We start from the raw sequence: 16,809 nt of genomic DNA, 5'->3' as shown, positions 1-16,809 counted from the left end.
ATATTCCTGTTCACCTTTTATCAAATTATTTTATTTATAAATTTTCACACGGGCCTCTAACGGTTGGAATTCTTTTTCACCAGCATGTACTACCGGTTTACCAAATGGCATTTGCGCAGTGAGTTTCCAATTTACTGGAACATCCCACTCTTTTCTCACTTCTTCATCAATTAGCGGATTGTAATGCTGTAACGTAGCACCAAACCCTTCAATTTCTAAAGCTGTCCAAATTGCAAATTGTAACATTCCTGATGATTGCTGAGACCAAGTTGGAAAATTATCTTTATATAATGCAAAGTTTGCTTGAAGGCCTTCCACTACTTCACTGTCTTCAAAATATAAAACCGTTCCATAACCACTTTTAAATGCATTCATTTTTTCTTCAGTAGGTACAAAGTTATTTTCAGGTACAATTTTTCGTAACGTTTCTTTCGTAATATCCCATAATTTATCATGTTGTTCTCCTAATAAAACAACAACACGAGCACTTTGAGAATTAAAAGCTGAAGGTGTATGTTTTACAGCATGATAAATCACTTCTTGAATTTTCTCATCAGAAACTACTTGCTCTTTACTAATCGCATAAATAGATCTTCTGTCTTCAATTGCTGAGTAAAAATCTTTTGCCATCATAATTCCCTCCAATTTTCAATTGAGGCTATTTCATATGTATATATCATATTACGCCCCTCAAACTTATTATTAATAAGCTTATAACTTTATAATATCACAGCAACAAATAAACTCAAATGTTAACACTTGTATTTAGACTCTTTTTCCTTTTTAAAATGAAAATAAAAAGACTGTTTGTTGTTATCTAAAATTAGTAACAACAAACAGTCTTACTTATGTAGCGATCTAGATTCGTATTTTACTTACTTAATTAACTAATCCAAATGCATACGACATTAACTTATTTGTCTCTGTAAAACGTTTTGTTTTACTTGATGTCCCCATGACCACTGTAATAATTCGATTATCACCTTGTTTTGCAGTCCCCGTAAAACAGTATCCTGCACTATCTGTAAATCCAGTCTTTAGTCCGTCTATTCCTTCTATATATAAACTTTTATTATTTTTATTTAACATGTCGTTTGTGCTTATAACATTAATATTATTAAATGCTAGCTGACTTTGACGTAAGTGAGTCACTTCTAATATTTCCGGATAATCTTTTATAAGATGATACGCCAATTGTGCTACATCACCAGCCGTCATTTTTGTTTCACTTCCATCTGGCTCTTGTAATCCAGAAGCATTTGCAAATTTAGCATGTTCCGACATTTTTAACTGTTTCGCTTTTGCATCCATAAGCTGAACGAAATCTTTCTCCGATTTTGCCATATGTTCTGCTAAAGCCACAGCTGCATTATTAGCTGACTCAATCATTAATGCATGATATAAATCTTTAACAGTTAATGTGTCATTAACTTGTACTGGGATTCTCGCTCCCTCTGTTTGTGCCGCCTTCGCACTCATTTTCACTGGATCTTCCCAGCGAACTTTCCCGTTATGTATACTCTCTAGTAGGAGATACGCTGTCATCATCTTAGACATACTAGCTGGTGCAAAAGCTTCATTTTCATTATATTGATAAATAATATCTCCATCACTCGCATCGATAATCATAGCTGCTTTTGCGTTAATTTCTGGTGGGATGTACTTTGGCGGGACTACTTTTTCAGTAAATCCTGCTTTAGGTAGTTCTGCCACTTGCAAAGGTTGTCCCTCTACATTCGCTACGCTCTTTTGATTTCCTTGGAATAAGAACCAACATATCCCTAAAATAATGACTAATAGGACTGTCATCCTTCCCCATTTTAACCGATTCATTTCAAAACTCCTTTAGCAAACCTTTTATACACTCACATTTAACCTTATCAACAATTCCTTTATATAGTCAAGGTAAAAGGTATATTTATTCATATACAGCAATGATTATTTTAATTTATTTATGTTAAACTTACAATGTTGAAACGTAAGAATATTCAATAATAAAATCTCGTAAATAAAGCGAAACTTTAATCATCCCCCCAATCGGGCTACCCGTCAAATAGCGAGATAAACTATTTAATAGAAGGGATTCATACAAATGCTACTTCCAAAATCATTAAAATACGGAGACACAATTGGGATCTACTCCCCTTCTTCACCAGTAACCTACACTTCTCCAAAAAGATTTGAACGAGCAAAATCTTACTTACAACAGAAAGGGTTTCATATATTAGAAGGTTCATTAACAGGTCGATATGATTTTTATCGTTCTGGTAGTATACAAGAGCGTGCTGAGGAGCTAAATGTCTTAATAAGAAATCCTAATATTTCTTGTATTATGTCAACAATTGGTGGGATGAATTCAAATTCAATATTACCTTATATTGATTATGATGCTTTTCTAAAGAACCCTAAAATAATGATTGGGTATTCAGATGCAACTGCTTTATTACTAGCAATTTACGCCAAAACAGGAATCCCTACATTTTATGGACCAGCTCTCGTCCCTTCCTTTGGCGAATTTGAACCTTTTGTTGATTGCACATACAAATATTTTGCTGAAACTTTACTACATGATCATTCTCTTCCTTATCATATAAAACAACCATTATTTTGGTCAGATGAATTTATTAATTGGGAAGAAAAGACGAAGGAGAAAGAACTTCGACCAAACGATTGGATTTCAGTAATTGATGGAAAAGCTACTGGGCGTATTATTGGCGGGAATTTAAACACGATACAAGGAATTTGGGGTAGCCCCTATATGCCACATATTCAAGAAGGCGACATTCTCTTCATTGAGGACAGTTCAAAAGATGCAGCTACTATTGAAAGAAGCTTTTCATTACTTAAAATTAACGGTGTATTCGATAAAATTTCAGGTATCATTCTTGGAAAACATGAGCAATTTGATGATTGTGGTACAAATCGAAAACCTTTTGAAATACTATTAGAAGTACTTCAAAATCAAAGAATTCCTTTTCTAGCTGACTTCGATTGTTGTCATACACATCCAATGATTACCATGCCTATCGGTGTTCAAGTAGAGTTGGATGCAACAAATAAAACGATACATATTGTAGAACCTTGGAAAAAATGAATGCATAGCTTCTATTGTTTTACAATAAAAGCCATGATACTATATAATTTGGAATGTGAAAGATTAAACAAAATACGTTCCAATATCTATCATTAGAAAAATTAGGTATAAATATATATTTATATGCAAAAGAGAGTGAATAAATGAAACCAACTATTAAAAATTACGTATTTTTACATGTAGCTTTTTTGATATATTCTATCATTATGGTTTACATGAAATGGGCAGCTAAATTCCCCATTGCTTCCATCTCATTTTTTGTTGCTTATTTCGGACTAGTTATACTTTTATTCGGATATGCAATTTTATGGCAACAAGTAATTAAACATTTCGAAATTTCAAAAGCATATTCACATCGCGGAATTATTATACTGTGGTCAATGCTTTGGTCAGTATTTCTATTTGGAGATACGATTCAGTGGAATCATTTACTTGGTGCAGCTATTATTATTGTCGGAATTGTGGTGGTGACAAAAGATGAATAGTTATATGTTATTATTTATTTTCGGGATAATTTTAGCTAATTACTCACAAATATTATTAAAAAAAGCTACTTTGCAACAATACGATTCTAGAATAAAAGAATATGTGAATCCTTATGTTATTATCGGCTACTCTTTATTTGTAATTAACGCCGGATTAAATGTTATCGCCATGAAGGGTATGGCATTAAAACAAGCATCAGCATTAGAATCCTTAAGTTATATCATCATATTAATTTTCGGTTGGTATTTCCTAGGAGAAAAAATAACGAAACGTAAACTCATCGGCAACATGATTATTATCGTTGGTGTAATCGTTTATTGTATCCAATAGTAAAAAGCTCCGTTTATCACAAACGGAGCTTTTTACTATTGACCTAAATTTTGCACTTTATCTTTCAAATCTCGAACTTGATCTACCGTCTGCATAAGCTCAGAGTTTTTAAATTGCTCTACATCCACTTTCCCTTCTTCTATCTTTGTCATCGCCGTATCAATTAACGTATTTAACTTTTCATTATATCCGACGATTTGTTGATGAAGATCCTTTGCTACATCAGGTGGCGTTAATTCATTGAATGCGGGTATATCTTGTTTAATTTCACTAAGCTTCGTTTCTAATTCTTTTCGAGCCTCGCTATCATTAACGGCCTTTTCTGCTAATGCTGGCGCATCATTTGCAAATGCACTTATTTCATTTACATAGTCTGTCGCCTTTTGAGCATAATCTATGGAGTTCTTTCCTTCTTCCACTATTGAACATCCCATTAAACCAATTGAAACTATAAATACTAATAAAATTGATTTTATTTTAGACCCCCTTCGCCTTTATCATTGTCTGTAATTTTCTCTATACATAACTTCTAGCTAAATTGTTTATAACCTTTTTCAAATAGCTATTTATCCTCTTACATGCCCTATTATCGTTACAACATCTATTTCTATATGTACGCTTATAATATCTTCAATTATATCCATATATCCTTGTCCTATAGCTGTTCCATAGTGTAATGTAAGCCCCTTCTTTTCATACACTGACTTTGGCACTGAAAAAATAAATCTCCTCAAGTTTCTTTCATCAGCTGGTTCCATAATTAAAACAATCCCATCCTCATCAAACATATACGCTCGCCCTCCAACTTTACATTCACTATGGCTCAGTATTGCCTTGGTCAGCAAAATTTAAAACACAATAAGTTAAGATACTCTCTGCTCTATCATAAAGTGAAACTTTAATTAGCCCTCACCAGTCGAATCTTTATCGGCAAATAGCGGGATAAAGTGAAAGTTTAATCAGTGAGGATTTTGTTCATCCCCCACTGGCTATCAGCCCGATCCCCACCTAACTTCTTTACTTCCGCTGAATTTTGAGGTAGGGTCTTACTGCCCGGCAAATAGCGAGATAAAAAACATTCATTCTTTTTTGTTAAGAATGAATGCTTTTTAAAAAATCAATTTCTAACTCTAGCATCTTTTTTTGACGAGGTTTTACTTTTCTTACGGGAACTCCAGCGTAAATATACCAATCATCTAAACTCTCTTTTACCATACTCATCGCACCGACTGCCGTACCTTCTCCTACCGTTACATTTGGAAAAATAATAGAATTAGCACCAATAATCACATGTTTTTTTAAAATAACTTTTTCTGCTTTCACATTCCTATATTGATTCGGGACGGTTGGACCCATTAATGTATTTCCACTGAAATCATCAAGTACTGCATATATGATTGTTTTAGCTGAGATGTTTGCAAAATCATGCATTTCAATCCCAACTTCCCCTCCATATAACGCTGTATACGCTGATATGTGCGAATAACTTCCAATTGTGATTTTACCACTTAAAATGCAAAAATCATCAATTCTTACATGATTGCCAACTGATATAGCACTCGGATTATATATACTTGCTTTTTTACTAACCAATACATTTTTCCCAACAGATAAAAATCCAACTTTCTTTAGTTCTTCTTGACTATAAAAACTATTCATCTACCGACACCACCTTCTGCTCTAAACAAATTACAATTTGCTCTACTAGTTCTTTCGTCATTCCTTCCCATAAAGGTAAACTTACGATTCGTTTTGCTATTTTATTCGTCTTTGTTAAATCTGTAGACTTATAGTTTTTAAAAAGAACTTGTTGGTGGCAAGATGGTGAAAAGTATAATCTAGCTTCTATTTTCTGTTTTTTCAGTTCTTCTATTACTTGTATGTTGCGAACTTCTTCTGGACAAATGATAGGCATAAATTGGTGAATAACTGCTTCTGTCTTTTGGACTTTCCACCCTTTTTTCATTAACCCAGTATTTTGTAACAACTGTTTATACCATTCAGAAATACGGCTGCGTTCTTTTAATTTTTGATCCCACTTTTTTATAGTCGCAATCCCAATAGCGGCTGCGTATTCAGACATTTTACAATTAAACCCCATCATCGTACATTCACGATTTTTATCAAATCCGAAATTCCCCATTCTTTTAATATGTTGTATATCTTCTTCGTTTTTACTATATATGAGCCCTCCTTCACCAATTCCGAAAGGCTTTGTTGCATGAAAGCTATATACGATCATTCCACTAAAATCTTGACCGTAATGCATCCCTCCATTCATTAAACCAAATCCCGGCGCCGCATCTACGACAACCGGAATCCCCTTCTTCTCTAATTCTTCATATTTTTCTAAGTTCATCCATGATCCAAAAGTGGCGTACGGGATAACAATCGCAACCTCTTCTTTTAATTCTTCTATTTTATCCAAAAGTACGGTTTTATCCATATACCAATCATCTATTGAAATATCAATAAAGTAAGGTTCCAGTCCACACCAAATAGCGGCTAAGGCAGTCGCAGGGAATGTAAAACTAGGCATGAGAGCATACTTTCCCTTTCTTCTTTTCTTTAGTTGAATAGCCGCCATTAACCCTAACGTTGCGTTTGCTACTGTTGTAACAGCTCCCCTGTTTTGAAAAAATGACGACATAATTGTTTCCTCAAAACGTTGATTTATAGGTCCATAATTCGTATATATGTGAGATGTATCAATTTCCTTCAATTCGTCCAAATACTCACTTACAGGTACAGTTGAAGCACGTAAAAAAGGAATATTCTCCATATCTATCTATTCCTTCCTATCATTTTCGGACAATATAGAGCATATCTGTTTCAGATAATCCAAATTTCCTAGCACTTTTCATTCCTTGTTTTTCCGCTATGTTATATACTTCTACCTTAAATCCTGCATTCATTAATCGTTGAATAAATCCCGATTGATTGTAAATTCTCACATGATCTTCTTGACCAAAAGCTAATTTCCTCAATTGTGGTGTTACAATTAATTCATTCTCTATAATAAAATCTACATTCATTACGATCGGTACTTGAATAATTCCCCATCCATTTGGCTTTAACACTCTATATAACTCTCGCATTGCTTTGTCATCATCAGGAACGTGTTCTAACACATGGCTACATAATATTACATCAAAAGTATTACTATCATATGTAATCCTTGTAACATCAATTTCCTTCATTAATGGATCCTTTGGTTCTAAGTCACCACATACATACGTAATATTTTTATACTCGTTAAACCAATCTCTTAACTTCGCTTCAGGTGCAATATGAAGCATTGTATAGTTTCTATTTAACAAGTCCGTTTCCGTTTCAATGTACGCACGATACAATCTTTCACGATCCATCGAATTGCAAACTGGACATATCCCTGTATCTTTATTCCACATCTCAAATTTATATTTCGGAAAATCATAATGCGCTGGCCAAGGTGAAAATTTTTCAAATTGTTGATTGCAATATTGACAATAACAAGATTCTTTCTCAAACATATGAGCAACTAACTTGTTTAACCCTTTTTTTATCTTTTCATTATAAATTTGATCTAGTTCGCCATTTCTTACTGCATCCTTAACTATAAATCCCGCATTTTCTAAACAATAAGATAAACTCTCTTTATACTCACTTTCGGAGCTTAAAAATCCACTATTATATGCATCTATAATTAATTCAATCCACTCTTCAATTGTCATTAAAATAAAATGCATTTGTTTTTGATTTTGTCCACTATGTTGTCTAAAATAACTAAGAGGTTCTTGCATATAAACTACTTTTCCTTTCCTCATCATATCTAGCCAAGTTGCAATGTCATTAATAGCAGAATAAGCCTTTCCTTTAAAATATCCAAACTTCCCGTCAAACAAATCCCGATTAAACAAAACAGTTGTCGGCTCACCAACTACATTTTTTAAGTTTTTTAACATATAATTTCCTAATTCTTTTCCTTCAAAAAGTGTAGTTTCTTTCGCGATTTTCATATTTAATGTTGAAGGTGGTAATATCTCTCCATTCTCATCAATCAGTTCACGATATGACGTCACAAATGAAATATTTTCTAACGTCAAAAAGTATTTCATCATTCTCTCGATCTTTTCATGATGAAATAAATCATCATCTAATAAAAAGTTTATATAGTCCCCATTCGCAAGTTCTACACACTTATTAAAGTTTTCGGCAACTAACGGCGTTTCATTTTTAACATATGTAATACACTCATATTCACGTAAGTACGGTTGAATCATAGCATTGACTTCATTATTTGTACTATCGTCAGAAATAATAATTTCAATATTTTCATATGTTTGATTCAAAGCGCTGTTGAGTGCTAATTCCAAGTAATAAGGTCTATTGTATGCAGGAATAAGTATACTTACTTTCGGTAATGAAGAATTATTATTTATATGTTGTTTTTTCTTTTCTATGTTTATTTTCTTCGCTCTAATTTTTTGGTAATAGTCTAATGTATATAATATCGATGATGGAACTATCCTTCTTGCATAATCTAGAAAATTAGTTATTGCTTTGTCTAACTCTTTTTCAGTGGATAAGAAACCATATTTTTCGCCTGCTATAATACTGTGTGAAAAATCTTCTAACCCATCCATCATTTTATTAGATTCATTTAACTGTTGATCTGGATGTAATCGAAAGTAACTAAGCGTTTCTGCTATATATACTGCTTTTCCTTTACTTAATAAAGATAACCATGAAGCTATATCTACGTTACATAAATACCGCCTCTTATCAAAAATTCCATATGGTTCTTGTAAATCATTTTTACGAAATAAAACTGTTGTCGGTTCTCCAATATAATTTTTTTGATCCACAATTACCTTATTTCCTAATTCTGTTCCCTCTATAATCGTATCTTCTTCAAATAAACGGACAGTCGAATAAATATGTCGTAGCTCTTTCCCTTTATCATCAATGACTTGACGATGAGATGTTACAAGCTTAATTTCATTATCTAAATCATTGAAAAAATACTTCATCATTTTTTCAATTTTATTCACATGAAATACATCATCATCCATTAAAAAATTTATATATTCACCGTTCGCTTCATTAAATAACATTAGCGCATTTTCAAATTGTCCGAGAGTTGATCTATTTTTTATATAAATAATATTTGAATGATCACATAAGTATTTTTGTAACACTTTTTCTGTTTCATCATTCGTGCTGTCATCTCCAACTATAATTTCTATATTAGGGTACGTTTGTTCTAACACACTACATAACGCCTTTTCAAAGTAAAGAGGACGATTGTACGTAGGAATTAATACACTTACCAACGGAAGTTGCTCTACCACCTCTTCATTTCTTTCAATACGAGTTCTCATTTTAACTCTCTCACCTCTTCGCATATTATTTATATACGCGACACAAAAATCACATTACTTTAACTGTATGGAGCCTATATACTTTTATGCAAACATGAAACAAAATATCATACTTTTCGTTCCTAAATAAACATATTTAATAACGCGGACATTTTATTTGCACCTTTTTTATTCATATGATCACTATCATAAAAATCTTCATCACAAAATAATGGTGAATCAAATAGATCTATAATTTGAAAAGAATATTGAGTTTGAAAATCATTTATAACTTTATAAAAATCTTCTTTTAATTTCTTACTACTACAATTGAAATAATGTGAAGTAACAGGGAACACAACAATTAATGGCTTTATATCATTTTTCAACAGTAATTCTAAATATTTCTTAAAAATCATTTTATTTTCAACTAAAGTATGAGGATACGCCAATTTAGCATGTGAAGCTGCTCTTATTTTCCCGTGTTCTTCAAAAGGAATATGAAGAGAAGTAGTATTCCATTCAGCATTTATCCAAGGCAGTATCAATGATTCATCTTTTAGTTCGTCTAATAAAATATATTCAAAATGCAAATTAAAAATAGAAAGAAGTGGTTTCGGAGTATTTAGATGTGAGAATCCATCAGTGGGTAGAGGAGAGTGAACTACAGTATGATGACCATCTTGAAACAATGGATAATATACTTTGTGAATTCTATATGATTCAGATGATAACGACATATCAAAGTAAAACGAGAAATAGGCTATTCCTATTAAACAATATTGAAATGAATGATTGTTTGATAAAAGTTGTGACGCTATTAAATAATCATAGTATAGATCTTGCGATGGAAGTGTTAATTTTATTGACTTTTTTGAGAGAAGCTCCGTACTTATGCCACAATGTGGATAAGACAAACCGGTAGCAAACAATTCATACGTCGGATCACTCTTTGCTTTTTTCATAGAAATGTATAAAGACATAAGATCCGGATTTATTTGATAGATAGAAATTAATTTATCCTTCCATTCATACATGTATTTTGTTAAATTAATAATTTTTGAACTTTGCACGCCCCTATTTATCAATTCATTTGTAAGTTTTTCTGCGTCCCCTCTCCAAATGACTATATATTGAAAAGAACTTTCTATACGAACAACATCTGAAACGTCTACAACATGAACTATTGTTTTACATTTATTTTTGTCTAACGTATTTCGAATCCTATCCCCTGATAATTCATCACTTAAAACAATGATTTTATATTGCTCCTTCATGCACATCCCCTCCATTATATGTATAATATGAAATTCATTTTTAATTCGTAACAATCATATACACCTGCAATCTAACAAAAAAATAGCTCCACCATTAGGCGTAGCTATTTTTACAATTATTGCTTATTCAAATTATATTCCTTTATCTAACTCATAAAGTTTACGATACTTTTCATTTTCTTTCAGAAGTTGTTTATGACTACCTTGCATGACAATTTGGCCACGATCAAGGAATATAACTTCGTCTACATGTTCTATTCCTACAAGATGGTGCGTAATCCAAATAACCGTCTTTTCTTCCGTTGCAGAAAACATTGTTTCGATTAAAGACAATTCTGTTTTTGGATCTAAACCGATAGTCGGTTCATCAAGTACAATAATTGGTGTTTCTTGCATTAGAGTTCTAGCAAAAGCAACCCTTTGTCTTTCCCCACCAGAAAACCGCTTTCCCATTTCATGCATTTTTGTTTGTAATCCGTCCGGAAGAGAAGTAACATGTGAAGCTAATTGTGCTTTCTCTAAAGCTTTCCATATCTCTTCATCCGTCGCCTCTGGTTTGCCAATTCGTACATTATTTCCAATTGTCGTATCAAACAAATGCGGCTTTTGATTTAATACAGAAATATATTTAGATAAAAGATTCGTATGAGCTCTTTCACCATTCAAGACAACTTGGCCATTTACTGGGCTTAACGCCCCTGTTAACAATTTTAGTAAAGTAGATTTCCCTGTCCCACTTCTCCCTAAAATAGCAATTTTCTTCCCTGCTTTTATTTGTAATGATACATCTTTTAATACAATCTCATTACTATCTGGATAACTATACGATACGTGATTCAGTTCAATATCTACATGTTTTGGTTCAATATAATCTTTCTCTCCATGCAAATCCGTTTCATCATGTAAAACACTATTACTTTCTACGCCATTAAGACGATGGGTAGATTCTACATACGACGGTATTCGATCGATGGCATCTACAATAGGAATAAGCGCGTTCGTTACAGATAAAGTCATTAATACGAAAGCTGCGATAACTGTAGGAGCAATTTGTTCACTTGCCGCTTCATTCCCAGTCCATATGATCATCGAAATAACTACAATACCTACTACTAATTGAATGATACTGTCCCGAATATGATACCAGCGTTTCACTCTCTTTTCGATTTTTAACAACTGATCATTTTGTTTTACATACTCATTAATAAATTCATCTTTACGACCACTTGCTTGCCAATCAGATAATCCAAAAACAGCATCTGTCAGTTGTTGATACAAACTGTTTCTTCCTTGCTTTAAAGTAACATGATGTTTCTTCATCAAAAGTAATGATACAAACGGAAGAAGAAAAACGATAATAGCTAACATACAACCTACAATAAGTGCAAAAACAAAATCAAATGCACCGATAACAAGTACGAAGATACTATAAACAACTAACGCTAATATGCTAGGAAATATTGTACGTAAATATAGGTTTTGCAAATGCTCTATATCTTCGGATAACACTCCTAACATATCACCCGTTTGAAATCGAGAACGGAAAAATAACGCCTGTGGTTCTACTATTCTATATAGCCTCGTTCTCATTTTTTCTAATATACGTAGTACGACATCATGCCCGACTAGGCGCTCTATATAATGAAATACAGCTTGCCCTATACTAAACGCTCTTGTTGCAACAATAGGAACATATACAGCCATTACATTTTCTGGTCTAAGGGCAGATTTTGAGATCAAATAACCTGAAATAAAAAGTAACATCGCTCCTGAACTAACTCCAAGAAGACCAAGGAAAATAGTTAAAGTCATTCTACCTTTATTTTGTTTTATATAAGGTTTAACCCAGTTACTCATTTCTCTCCCCTCTCTTCCCTATGAAAATGTAATGTCTCATTCTCTAAAAGTTCTTCATACGTCCCACTTTCTTTCATTTCCCCTTTATTTAAAATAAGGATATGGTCCATTTGTTTCATCCAATGTAGACGGTGAGTTGCTAAAAATACTAACTTTCCATTAAATAAACGTAACATCGCTTGCTTTATTTCAAATTCGGTTTCAATATCAAGATGTGCCGTAGGCTCATCTAATAAAATGATTGGTTTTTTACTTAAAAGCGCACGCGCCATAGCAACACGCTGTTCTTGTCCGCCACTTAGCATACGTCCACCTTCTCCAATTCTTTCGTGTATCCCATTTGGAAGTGATGTAACGAGTGAACGAAGGCCGACTTCATTAATAACTCTTTCAACTTCTTCATCTGTTGCATTTGTTTCATAAAAACGAATGTTATCCTTTAATGAAAGCGGAAAAATATAAGGTTGCTGCGGAATATAAGCAATATTTTTTTGCCAATCTTCACGAGTAGATCCATCAACTTCTAGACCATTTACTAACATCTTTCCACTCGAAGGAGATAAAAAACCTGCTAATACGTCGATTAACGTCGATTTCCCTGCACCACTTTCACCAATAACACCAATAGCACCGTTACCTTCCCAAGTAAAATTAATTCCTTCTAATATAGCCTTTTCAGATTCAGTATTATTAACTTTGATATCTTGTAATTTCAAGCTACTAGAGGCATTCCATACTATATCTTCATTTAAATCTTTCTTTTGTATTCCTTTTTGTTGTTGCAAAATCTCTTCTATTTGCTCCATCGCAATTTGTCCATCTAATGTCGCATGATAATTTGCTCCCACTTGTTTAATCGGCAGAAAATATTCCGGAGCTAAAATCAAAATTGTAAGAGCTGGTAATAGTATAATCGTTCCATCTATTAAACGTATCCCTAATCCAACTGCCACAAACGCAATTGATAAACTCGTAAAAAAATCTAATGCAAAAGAAGAAAGAAAAGCAACTCGCAAAGTACGCATCGTTGCTTTTCTATATCTTTTACTTACTTTTTCAATCTTTCCTTCGTGCTGTTCACTTTTCCCTAAATACTTTAATGTTTCTAAACCTTTTAACGTATCTACAAAATGATTCGAAAGTACACGATATATCTCATACTGACTATCTGCCATTTTTTGCGCTGCTAATCCGAGAAGAATCATAAATATGATCACGATAGGAATCGTTACAACTAAAATGATTCCAGACTCAATATCTAGCGTAAAAACATATAGTACAATTAGACCTGGAACGATACTACTTCTAATCATTTTAGGAATCGTTAATTCAATATATGTTTTAAATTTCTCAATCCCCTCAATTGATAAGGTAACCAGATGACCAGTTCCAACAGTTTGAACATACCTTGGACCTAATGTGAAATATGCCTCTATCAATTGTTTTCTTAGTAACGACCCTGTTTTTTCAGCAAAACGTTCCACTAATATTTGTGATGTTCGAACTACTATGTTACGCGCTGCAAACGCGATACCAAAATAAACAACTTCACTTAATATTGTTTGTACTGTCTCTCCATGAAATAAAAACGTAATAGCTCGTGCTAAAAAGATTGTTTGCGCAATAATACTAAAAGCTTCTAAAATACTAATAATCGTTAACGCTACATATAAAATACGGCTACCGGGATAAGACGGAAGTCCTCTTTTTCTTTTCATTAGTACTCCAAATCGTTGTCTGACTTAACAGGTTGTCTAAATACATAATAACTCCATATTTGACTTCCGATAACGAAAGGCAAAATAGCAATCGCAAAGTAAGTCATAAGTTTTAATGCATAAGCTCCTGATGCTGCGTTGTAAATTGTCAAATCATTCATTGCTCCTAAAGAGCTAATCATAACACGTGGGAACATACCGATAAATACACTCGCACTTAGTAAAATGATTGTTAAACTCGTCATAAAGAAAGCCCAACCATCTCTTCTTCTTTTATTTAATAAAGTGGACACTAATAGTGCTACAAAAGCTCCGATTGGTACCATAATCCATTCTGTTCCATGAGCAGTGAAAATGTCGGTTTTCCATAACCCCACACCAGCAAAAACAAGAAGTGTAATTAATGAAAATGGTGCAATTTTTATTGCAGCAATTCGTGCACGTTCTCTCAATTTACCAGTTGTACGTATCGTAAGAAATTGTAATCCGTGAACAATACATAGTAGGAGAAACATTACTCCTCCAAGTAACGCAAATGGATGAAGTAATTGCAAGAATCCACCTACAACATTTTTACTCTCATCAATAGGTACACCTACCATAAAGTTTGCAATCGCAACTCCCCAAAGGATAGGAGGTAACATACTTCCAATAAACATCCCCCAATCCCATGCACTCTTCCATTTATGATTATCTATTTTCGCACGAAATTTAAAGGAAACACCTCTTAAAATTAAAGCAAGAAGCATAAATACAAATGGAATATAAAAACCACTAAATAAAGTTGCATACCAGTGCGGAAATGCCGCAAACATGGCTCCACCAGCACAAACAAGCCATACTTCATTCGCGTGCCAGAACGGTCCTATTGTATTTAAGTAAACTCGTTTTTCAAAATCATTCTTTCCTAAAAACCTCGAAACCATTCCTACACCAAAATCGAAACCTTCCAGTACGAAGAATCCAACAAACAAGATTGCAATAACTAAAAACCACAACTCATTAAGAGATAACATACTCTTCCTCCTTATCAAATGGATCATGGCTTTGATAATCCTTTTTCGTTTTCTTATTCGTATGGCCCTTAATGGTACGAACAAATAAGTACACACAAATTCCACCCATAATTAAATACATTGATGTGAATGAAATAAGTGAGAATAATACTTCACCGAATGTTACATTTGGTGATACAGCATCTTCTGTTTTCATTACCCCAAATACTACCCAAGGTTGACGACCCATTTCAGTCATAATCCACCCTACTGTATTACCGATGAATGGAAGAGAAATTGCATACACCATTAATTTTAAATACCACGTTTTTTCAGCTAAACGATCTTTTCTTGATAAGAACCATCCGTAAGCTCCTAGAAGAAGCATGAATGTTCCACTCATTACCATCGCTCTAAAACTCCAAAACATTGTATGCACTGGAGGAATATAATCTCCAGGTCCATATTTTTCCTCATATTGTTTTTGAATTTGATTCATCCCTTCAACTTGACCGCTAAACTTATCATACGATAATAGACTTAGCATATAAGGGATTTGAATTTCAAACGAATTTTCTTTCTTCTCTGTATCAATTTTCGAAAATACTGTAAATGGTGCTGGATCCTCACTTGTATTCCATAGCGCTTCAGCTGCCGCCATCTTCATTGGATGTGTCTTAATTAATTGTTGCGCTTGTGCATGACCAAAGAACAATACAAGCGCCGTTGTAATTGTTCCAACAATGATAGAAATTCGGAAAGATTTTTTAAATACTACAGTTTCTTGTCCTTTTGTAATTTTCCATGCACTTACACCAGCAATAAAGAATGCACCTGTTGCAATTGCCGCTGTAATTGTATGCGGGAATTGTACCCATAGTTGTGGGTTTTGAATAATGGCTAAGAAATCATTCATTTGCGCACGACCATCAGCTGCCATTTCATACCCGACAGGTGACTGCATAAATGCACTTGCAGTTAAAATCCAGAATGCTGATAACATCGTTCCAATTGAAAGGAGCCAAATACACATTAAGTGAATTCGCTTCGGTAATTTGTCCTCACCGAATACCCATAAACCTAGGAATGTAGACTCAATGAAAAATGCCAGTAATCCTTCAATTGCAAGCGAGGGACCAAATACATCACCTACAAAACGTGAATACGTTGACCAGTTCATACCAAACTGAAATTCTTGTAAAATACCTGTTACTACACCTACTGCAAAGTTAATAAGGAATAATTGCGTCCAAAACTTTGCCATCTTCTTATATACCTCTTGCCCTTTTACCACATACAACGTTTGCATGATCGCAATAATAAAAGCTAAACCAATTGACAGCGGAACAAAAAAGTAATGGAAAATCGTTGTTGATGCGAACTGTATTCGTGCCAATTCGAGCGTTTCCATACTAAAATCACTTCCTTCATAGTTTTTATAATAAAAGTTAATTGAGCAATCTTATCAAACTCAATTATTAAGAAATACGAAAAGACAAAAACATTTTGTATGTATTGTCGAAAAATATGAAGTTTCAGTTTTTCAAACTATTGTAATGCTATTTTTTACCTTTTCACTATTTCTGTAGTGTTTTATTCGTTAATCGAATTGTATAATATACCTGCATAGTAAATTCAGGTTATTTTTGACGTATTATTGACATCATTTTGTCTGAAATATGTCTTTTGTCATTTTTTTGAATCAGATTT

Annotated in this window: 15 protein-coding genes; 3 read left to right on the top strand and 12 right to left on the bottom strand. The window is 33.4% G+C overall.

The features are described from left to right. Positions 1–30 precede the first annotated feature (30 nt). Both V6946_RS09845 and V6946_RS09840 read right to left on the bottom strand, forming a co-directional pair. Positions 31–633 carry a nitroreductase family protein gene (locus tag V6946_RS09845; RefSeq protein ID WP_006921889.1) on the bottom strand — a complete coding sequence of 201 codons (603 nt, stop codon included), beginning with the start codon at positions 631–633 and terminating at the stop codon, positions 31–33. A 246-nt stretch (positions 634–879) separates the two neighbouring features. Continuing rightward, on the bottom strand, positions 880–1,833 hold the full coding sequence (locus V6946_RS09840; RefSeq protein ID WP_001080877.1) for a D-alanyl-D-alanine carboxypeptidase family protein: 954 nt from the start codon (positions 1,831–1,833) through the stop codon (positions 880–882). Positions 1,834–2,092: 259 nt separating this feature from the next. Here V6946_RS09840 and V6946_RS09835 point away from each other — a divergent pair, with 259 nt between their 5' ends. The 3 genes from V6946_RS09835 (at position 2,093) to V6946_RS09825 (ending at position 3,910) form a co-directional block, all read left to right on the top strand. Beyond that, the gene (locus V6946_RS09835) at positions 2,093–3,094 is read left to right on the top strand and encodes a S66 peptidase family protein (RefSeq protein ID WP_000926318.1); all 1,002 of its coding nucleotides are present in this window, start codon (positions 2,093–2,095) and stop codon (positions 3,092–3,094) included. 143 nt (positions 3,095–3,237) lie between these two features. Further along, complete coding sequence (locus V6946_RS09830; RefSeq protein ID WP_000805125.1) at positions 3,238–3,579, top strand: EamA family transporter; 342 nt, start codon at positions 3,238–3,240, stop codon at positions 3,577–3,579. Continuing rightward, a complete protein-coding gene (locus tag V6946_RS09825) occupies positions 3,572–3,910 on the top strand; it encodes an EamA family transporter (RefSeq protein WP_001089868.1) in 339 nt (112 codons plus the stop codon). Before V6946_RS09830 ends, V6946_RS09825 begins: the two co-directional genes overlap by 8 nt. 35 nt (positions 3,911–3,945) lie before the next feature. Here V6946_RS09825 and V6946_RS09820 read toward each other — a convergent pair whose 3' ends face one another. The 10 genes from V6946_RS09820 to cydA all read right to left on the bottom strand — a co-directional run bounded on the left by V6946_RS09820 (position 3,946) and on the right by cydA (position 16,510). Further along, on the bottom strand, positions 3,946–4,344 hold the full coding sequence (locus V6946_RS09820) for a DUF6376 family protein (RefSeq protein WP_050566506.1): 399 nt from the start codon (positions 4,342–4,344) through the stop codon (positions 3,946–3,948). A gap of 132 nt (positions 4,345–4,476) precedes the next feature. Continuing rightward, positions 4,477–4,698: a hypothetical protein gene (locus V6946_RS09815; protein WP_000459099.1), complete on the bottom strand. Its 222-nt coding sequence runs from the start codon at positions 4,696–4,698 to the stop codon at positions 4,477–4,479. 304 nt (positions 4,699–5,002) lie between these two features. Next, entirely contained in the window at positions 5,003–5,569 is a 567-nt protein-coding gene (locus V6946_RS09810) for an acyltransferase (protein ID WP_001084190.1), read from the bottom strand. Next, the gene (locus V6946_RS09805) at positions 5,562–6,692 is read right to left on the bottom strand and encodes a DegT/DnrJ/EryC1/StrS family aminotransferase (protein ID WP_000427966.1); all 1,131 of its coding nucleotides are present in this window, start codon (positions 6,690–6,692) and stop codon (positions 5,562–5,564) included. Before V6946_RS09805 ends, V6946_RS09810 begins: the two co-directional genes overlap by 8 nt. A gap of 19 nt (positions 6,693–6,711) precedes the next feature. Further along, positions 6,712–9,273, bottom strand: coding sequence for a glycosyltransferase (locus V6946_RS09800; RefSeq protein WP_366981873.1), 2,562 nt, complete (start codon positions 9,271–9,273; stop codon positions 6,712–6,714). 122 nt (positions 9,274–9,395) lie between these two features. Further along, positions 9,396–10,529 (bottom strand): hypothetical protein, encoded by a 1,134-nt coding sequence (locus tag V6946_RS09795; protein WP_000664254.1) that lies wholly within the window; start codon positions 10,527–10,529, stop codon positions 9,396–9,398. 132 nt (positions 10,530–10,661) lie between these two features. Continuing rightward, the gene (gene cydC / locus V6946_RS09790) at positions 10,662–12,386 is read right to left on the bottom strand and encodes a thiol reductant ABC exporter subunit CydC (protein ID WP_006921899.1); all 1,725 of its coding nucleotides are present in this window, start codon (positions 12,384–12,386) and stop codon (positions 10,662–10,664) included. Beyond that, positions 12,383–14,104, bottom strand: coding sequence for a thiol reductant ABC exporter subunit CydD (gene cydD, locus V6946_RS09785; RefSeq protein ID WP_000824036.1), 1,722 nt, complete (start codon positions 14,102–14,104; stop codon positions 12,383–12,385). The genes cydC and cydD overlap by 4 nt, the downstream gene beginning before the upstream one ends. Further along, on the bottom strand, positions 14,104–15,120 hold the full coding sequence (gene cydB, locus V6946_RS09780; RefSeq protein ID WP_000950083.1) for a cytochrome d ubiquinol oxidase subunit II: 1,017 nt from the start codon (positions 15,118–15,120) through the stop codon (positions 14,104–14,106). Before cydB ends, cydD begins: the two co-directional genes overlap by 1 nt. Beyond that, positions 15,107–16,510, bottom strand: a complete 1,404-nt coding sequence (cydA, locus tag V6946_RS09775) for a cytochrome ubiquinol oxidase subunit I (protein WP_000448870.1) — start codon at positions 16,508–16,510, stop codon at positions 15,107–15,109. The genes cydB and cydA overlap by 14 nt, the downstream gene beginning before the upstream one ends. Positions 16,511–16,809 lie beyond the last annotated feature (299 nt).

Origin of the sequence: Bacillus sp. PPSBB_2 (assembly GCF_045291115.1) — a bacterium.
In the GTDB taxonomy this organism is placed as follows: domain Bacteria; phylum Bacillota; class Bacilli; order Bacillales; family Bacillaceae_G; genus Bacillus_A; species Bacillus_A cereus.
The sequence above is the reverse complement of the archived record's forward strand: the minus strand, read 5'-3'. Positions and strand labels throughout refer to the sequence as shown.

What these genes read in the sequence shown, in the direction of transcription:
- V6946_RS09845 (WP_006921889.1), bottom strand. Translation starts at nt 633, where the DNA reads ATGATGGCAAAAGATTTTTACTCAGCAATTGAAGACAGAAGATCTATT.
- V6946_RS09840 (WP_001080877.1), bottom strand. Translation starts at nt 1,833, where the DNA reads ATGAATCGGTTAAAATGGGGAAGGATGACAGTCCTATTAGTCATTATT.
- V6946_RS09835 (WP_000926318.1), top strand. Translation starts at nt 2,093, where the DNA reads ATGCTACTTCCAAAATCATTAAAATACGGAGACACAATTGGGATCTAC.
- V6946_RS09830 (WP_000805125.1), top strand. Translation starts at nt 3,238, where the DNA reads ATGAAACCAACTATTAAAAATTACGTATTTTTACATGTAGCTTTTTTG.
- V6946_RS09825 (WP_001089868.1), top strand. Translation starts at nt 3,572, where the DNA reads ATGAATAGTTATATGTTATTATTTATTTTCGGGATAATTTTAGCTAAT.
- V6946_RS09820 (WP_050566506.1), bottom strand. Translation starts at nt 4,344, where the DNA reads ATGGGATGTTCAATAGTGGAAGAAGGAAAGAACTCCATAGATTATGCT.
- V6946_RS09815 (WP_000459099.1), bottom strand. Translation starts at nt 4,698, where the DNA reads ATGTTTGATGAGGATGGGATTGTTTTAATTATGGAACCAGCTGATGAA.
- V6946_RS09810 (WP_001084190.1), bottom strand. Translation starts at nt 5,569, where the DNA reads ATGAATAGTTTTTATAGTCAAGAAGAACTAAAGAAAGTTGGATTTTTA.
- V6946_RS09805 (WP_000427966.1), bottom strand. Translation starts at nt 6,692, where the DNA reads ATGGAGAATATTCCTTTTTTACGTGCTTCAACTGTACCTGTAAGTGAG.
- V6946_RS09800 (WP_366981873.1), bottom strand. Translation starts at nt 9,273, where the DNA reads ATGAGAACTCGTATTGAAAGAAATGAAGAGGTGGTAGAGCAACTTCCG.
- V6946_RS09795 (WP_000664254.1), bottom strand. Translation starts at nt 10,529, where the DNA reads ATGAAGGAGCAATATAAAATCATTGTTTTAAGTGATGAATTATCAGGG.
- cydC (WP_006921899.1), bottom strand. Translation starts at nt 12,386, where the DNA reads ATGAGTAACTGGGTTAAACCTTATATAAAACAAAATAAAGGTAGAATG.
- cydD (WP_000824036.1), bottom strand. Translation starts at nt 14,104, where the DNA reads ATGAAAAGAAAAAGAGGACTTCCGTCTTATCCCGGTAGCCGTATTTTA.
- cydB (WP_000950083.1), bottom strand. Translation starts at nt 15,120, where the DNA reads ATGTTATCTCTTAATGAGTTGTGGTTTTTAGTTATTGCAATCTTGTTT.
- cydA (WP_000448870.1), bottom strand. Translation starts at nt 16,510, where the DNA reads ATGGAAACGCTCGAATTGGCACGAATACAGTTCGCATCAACAACGATT.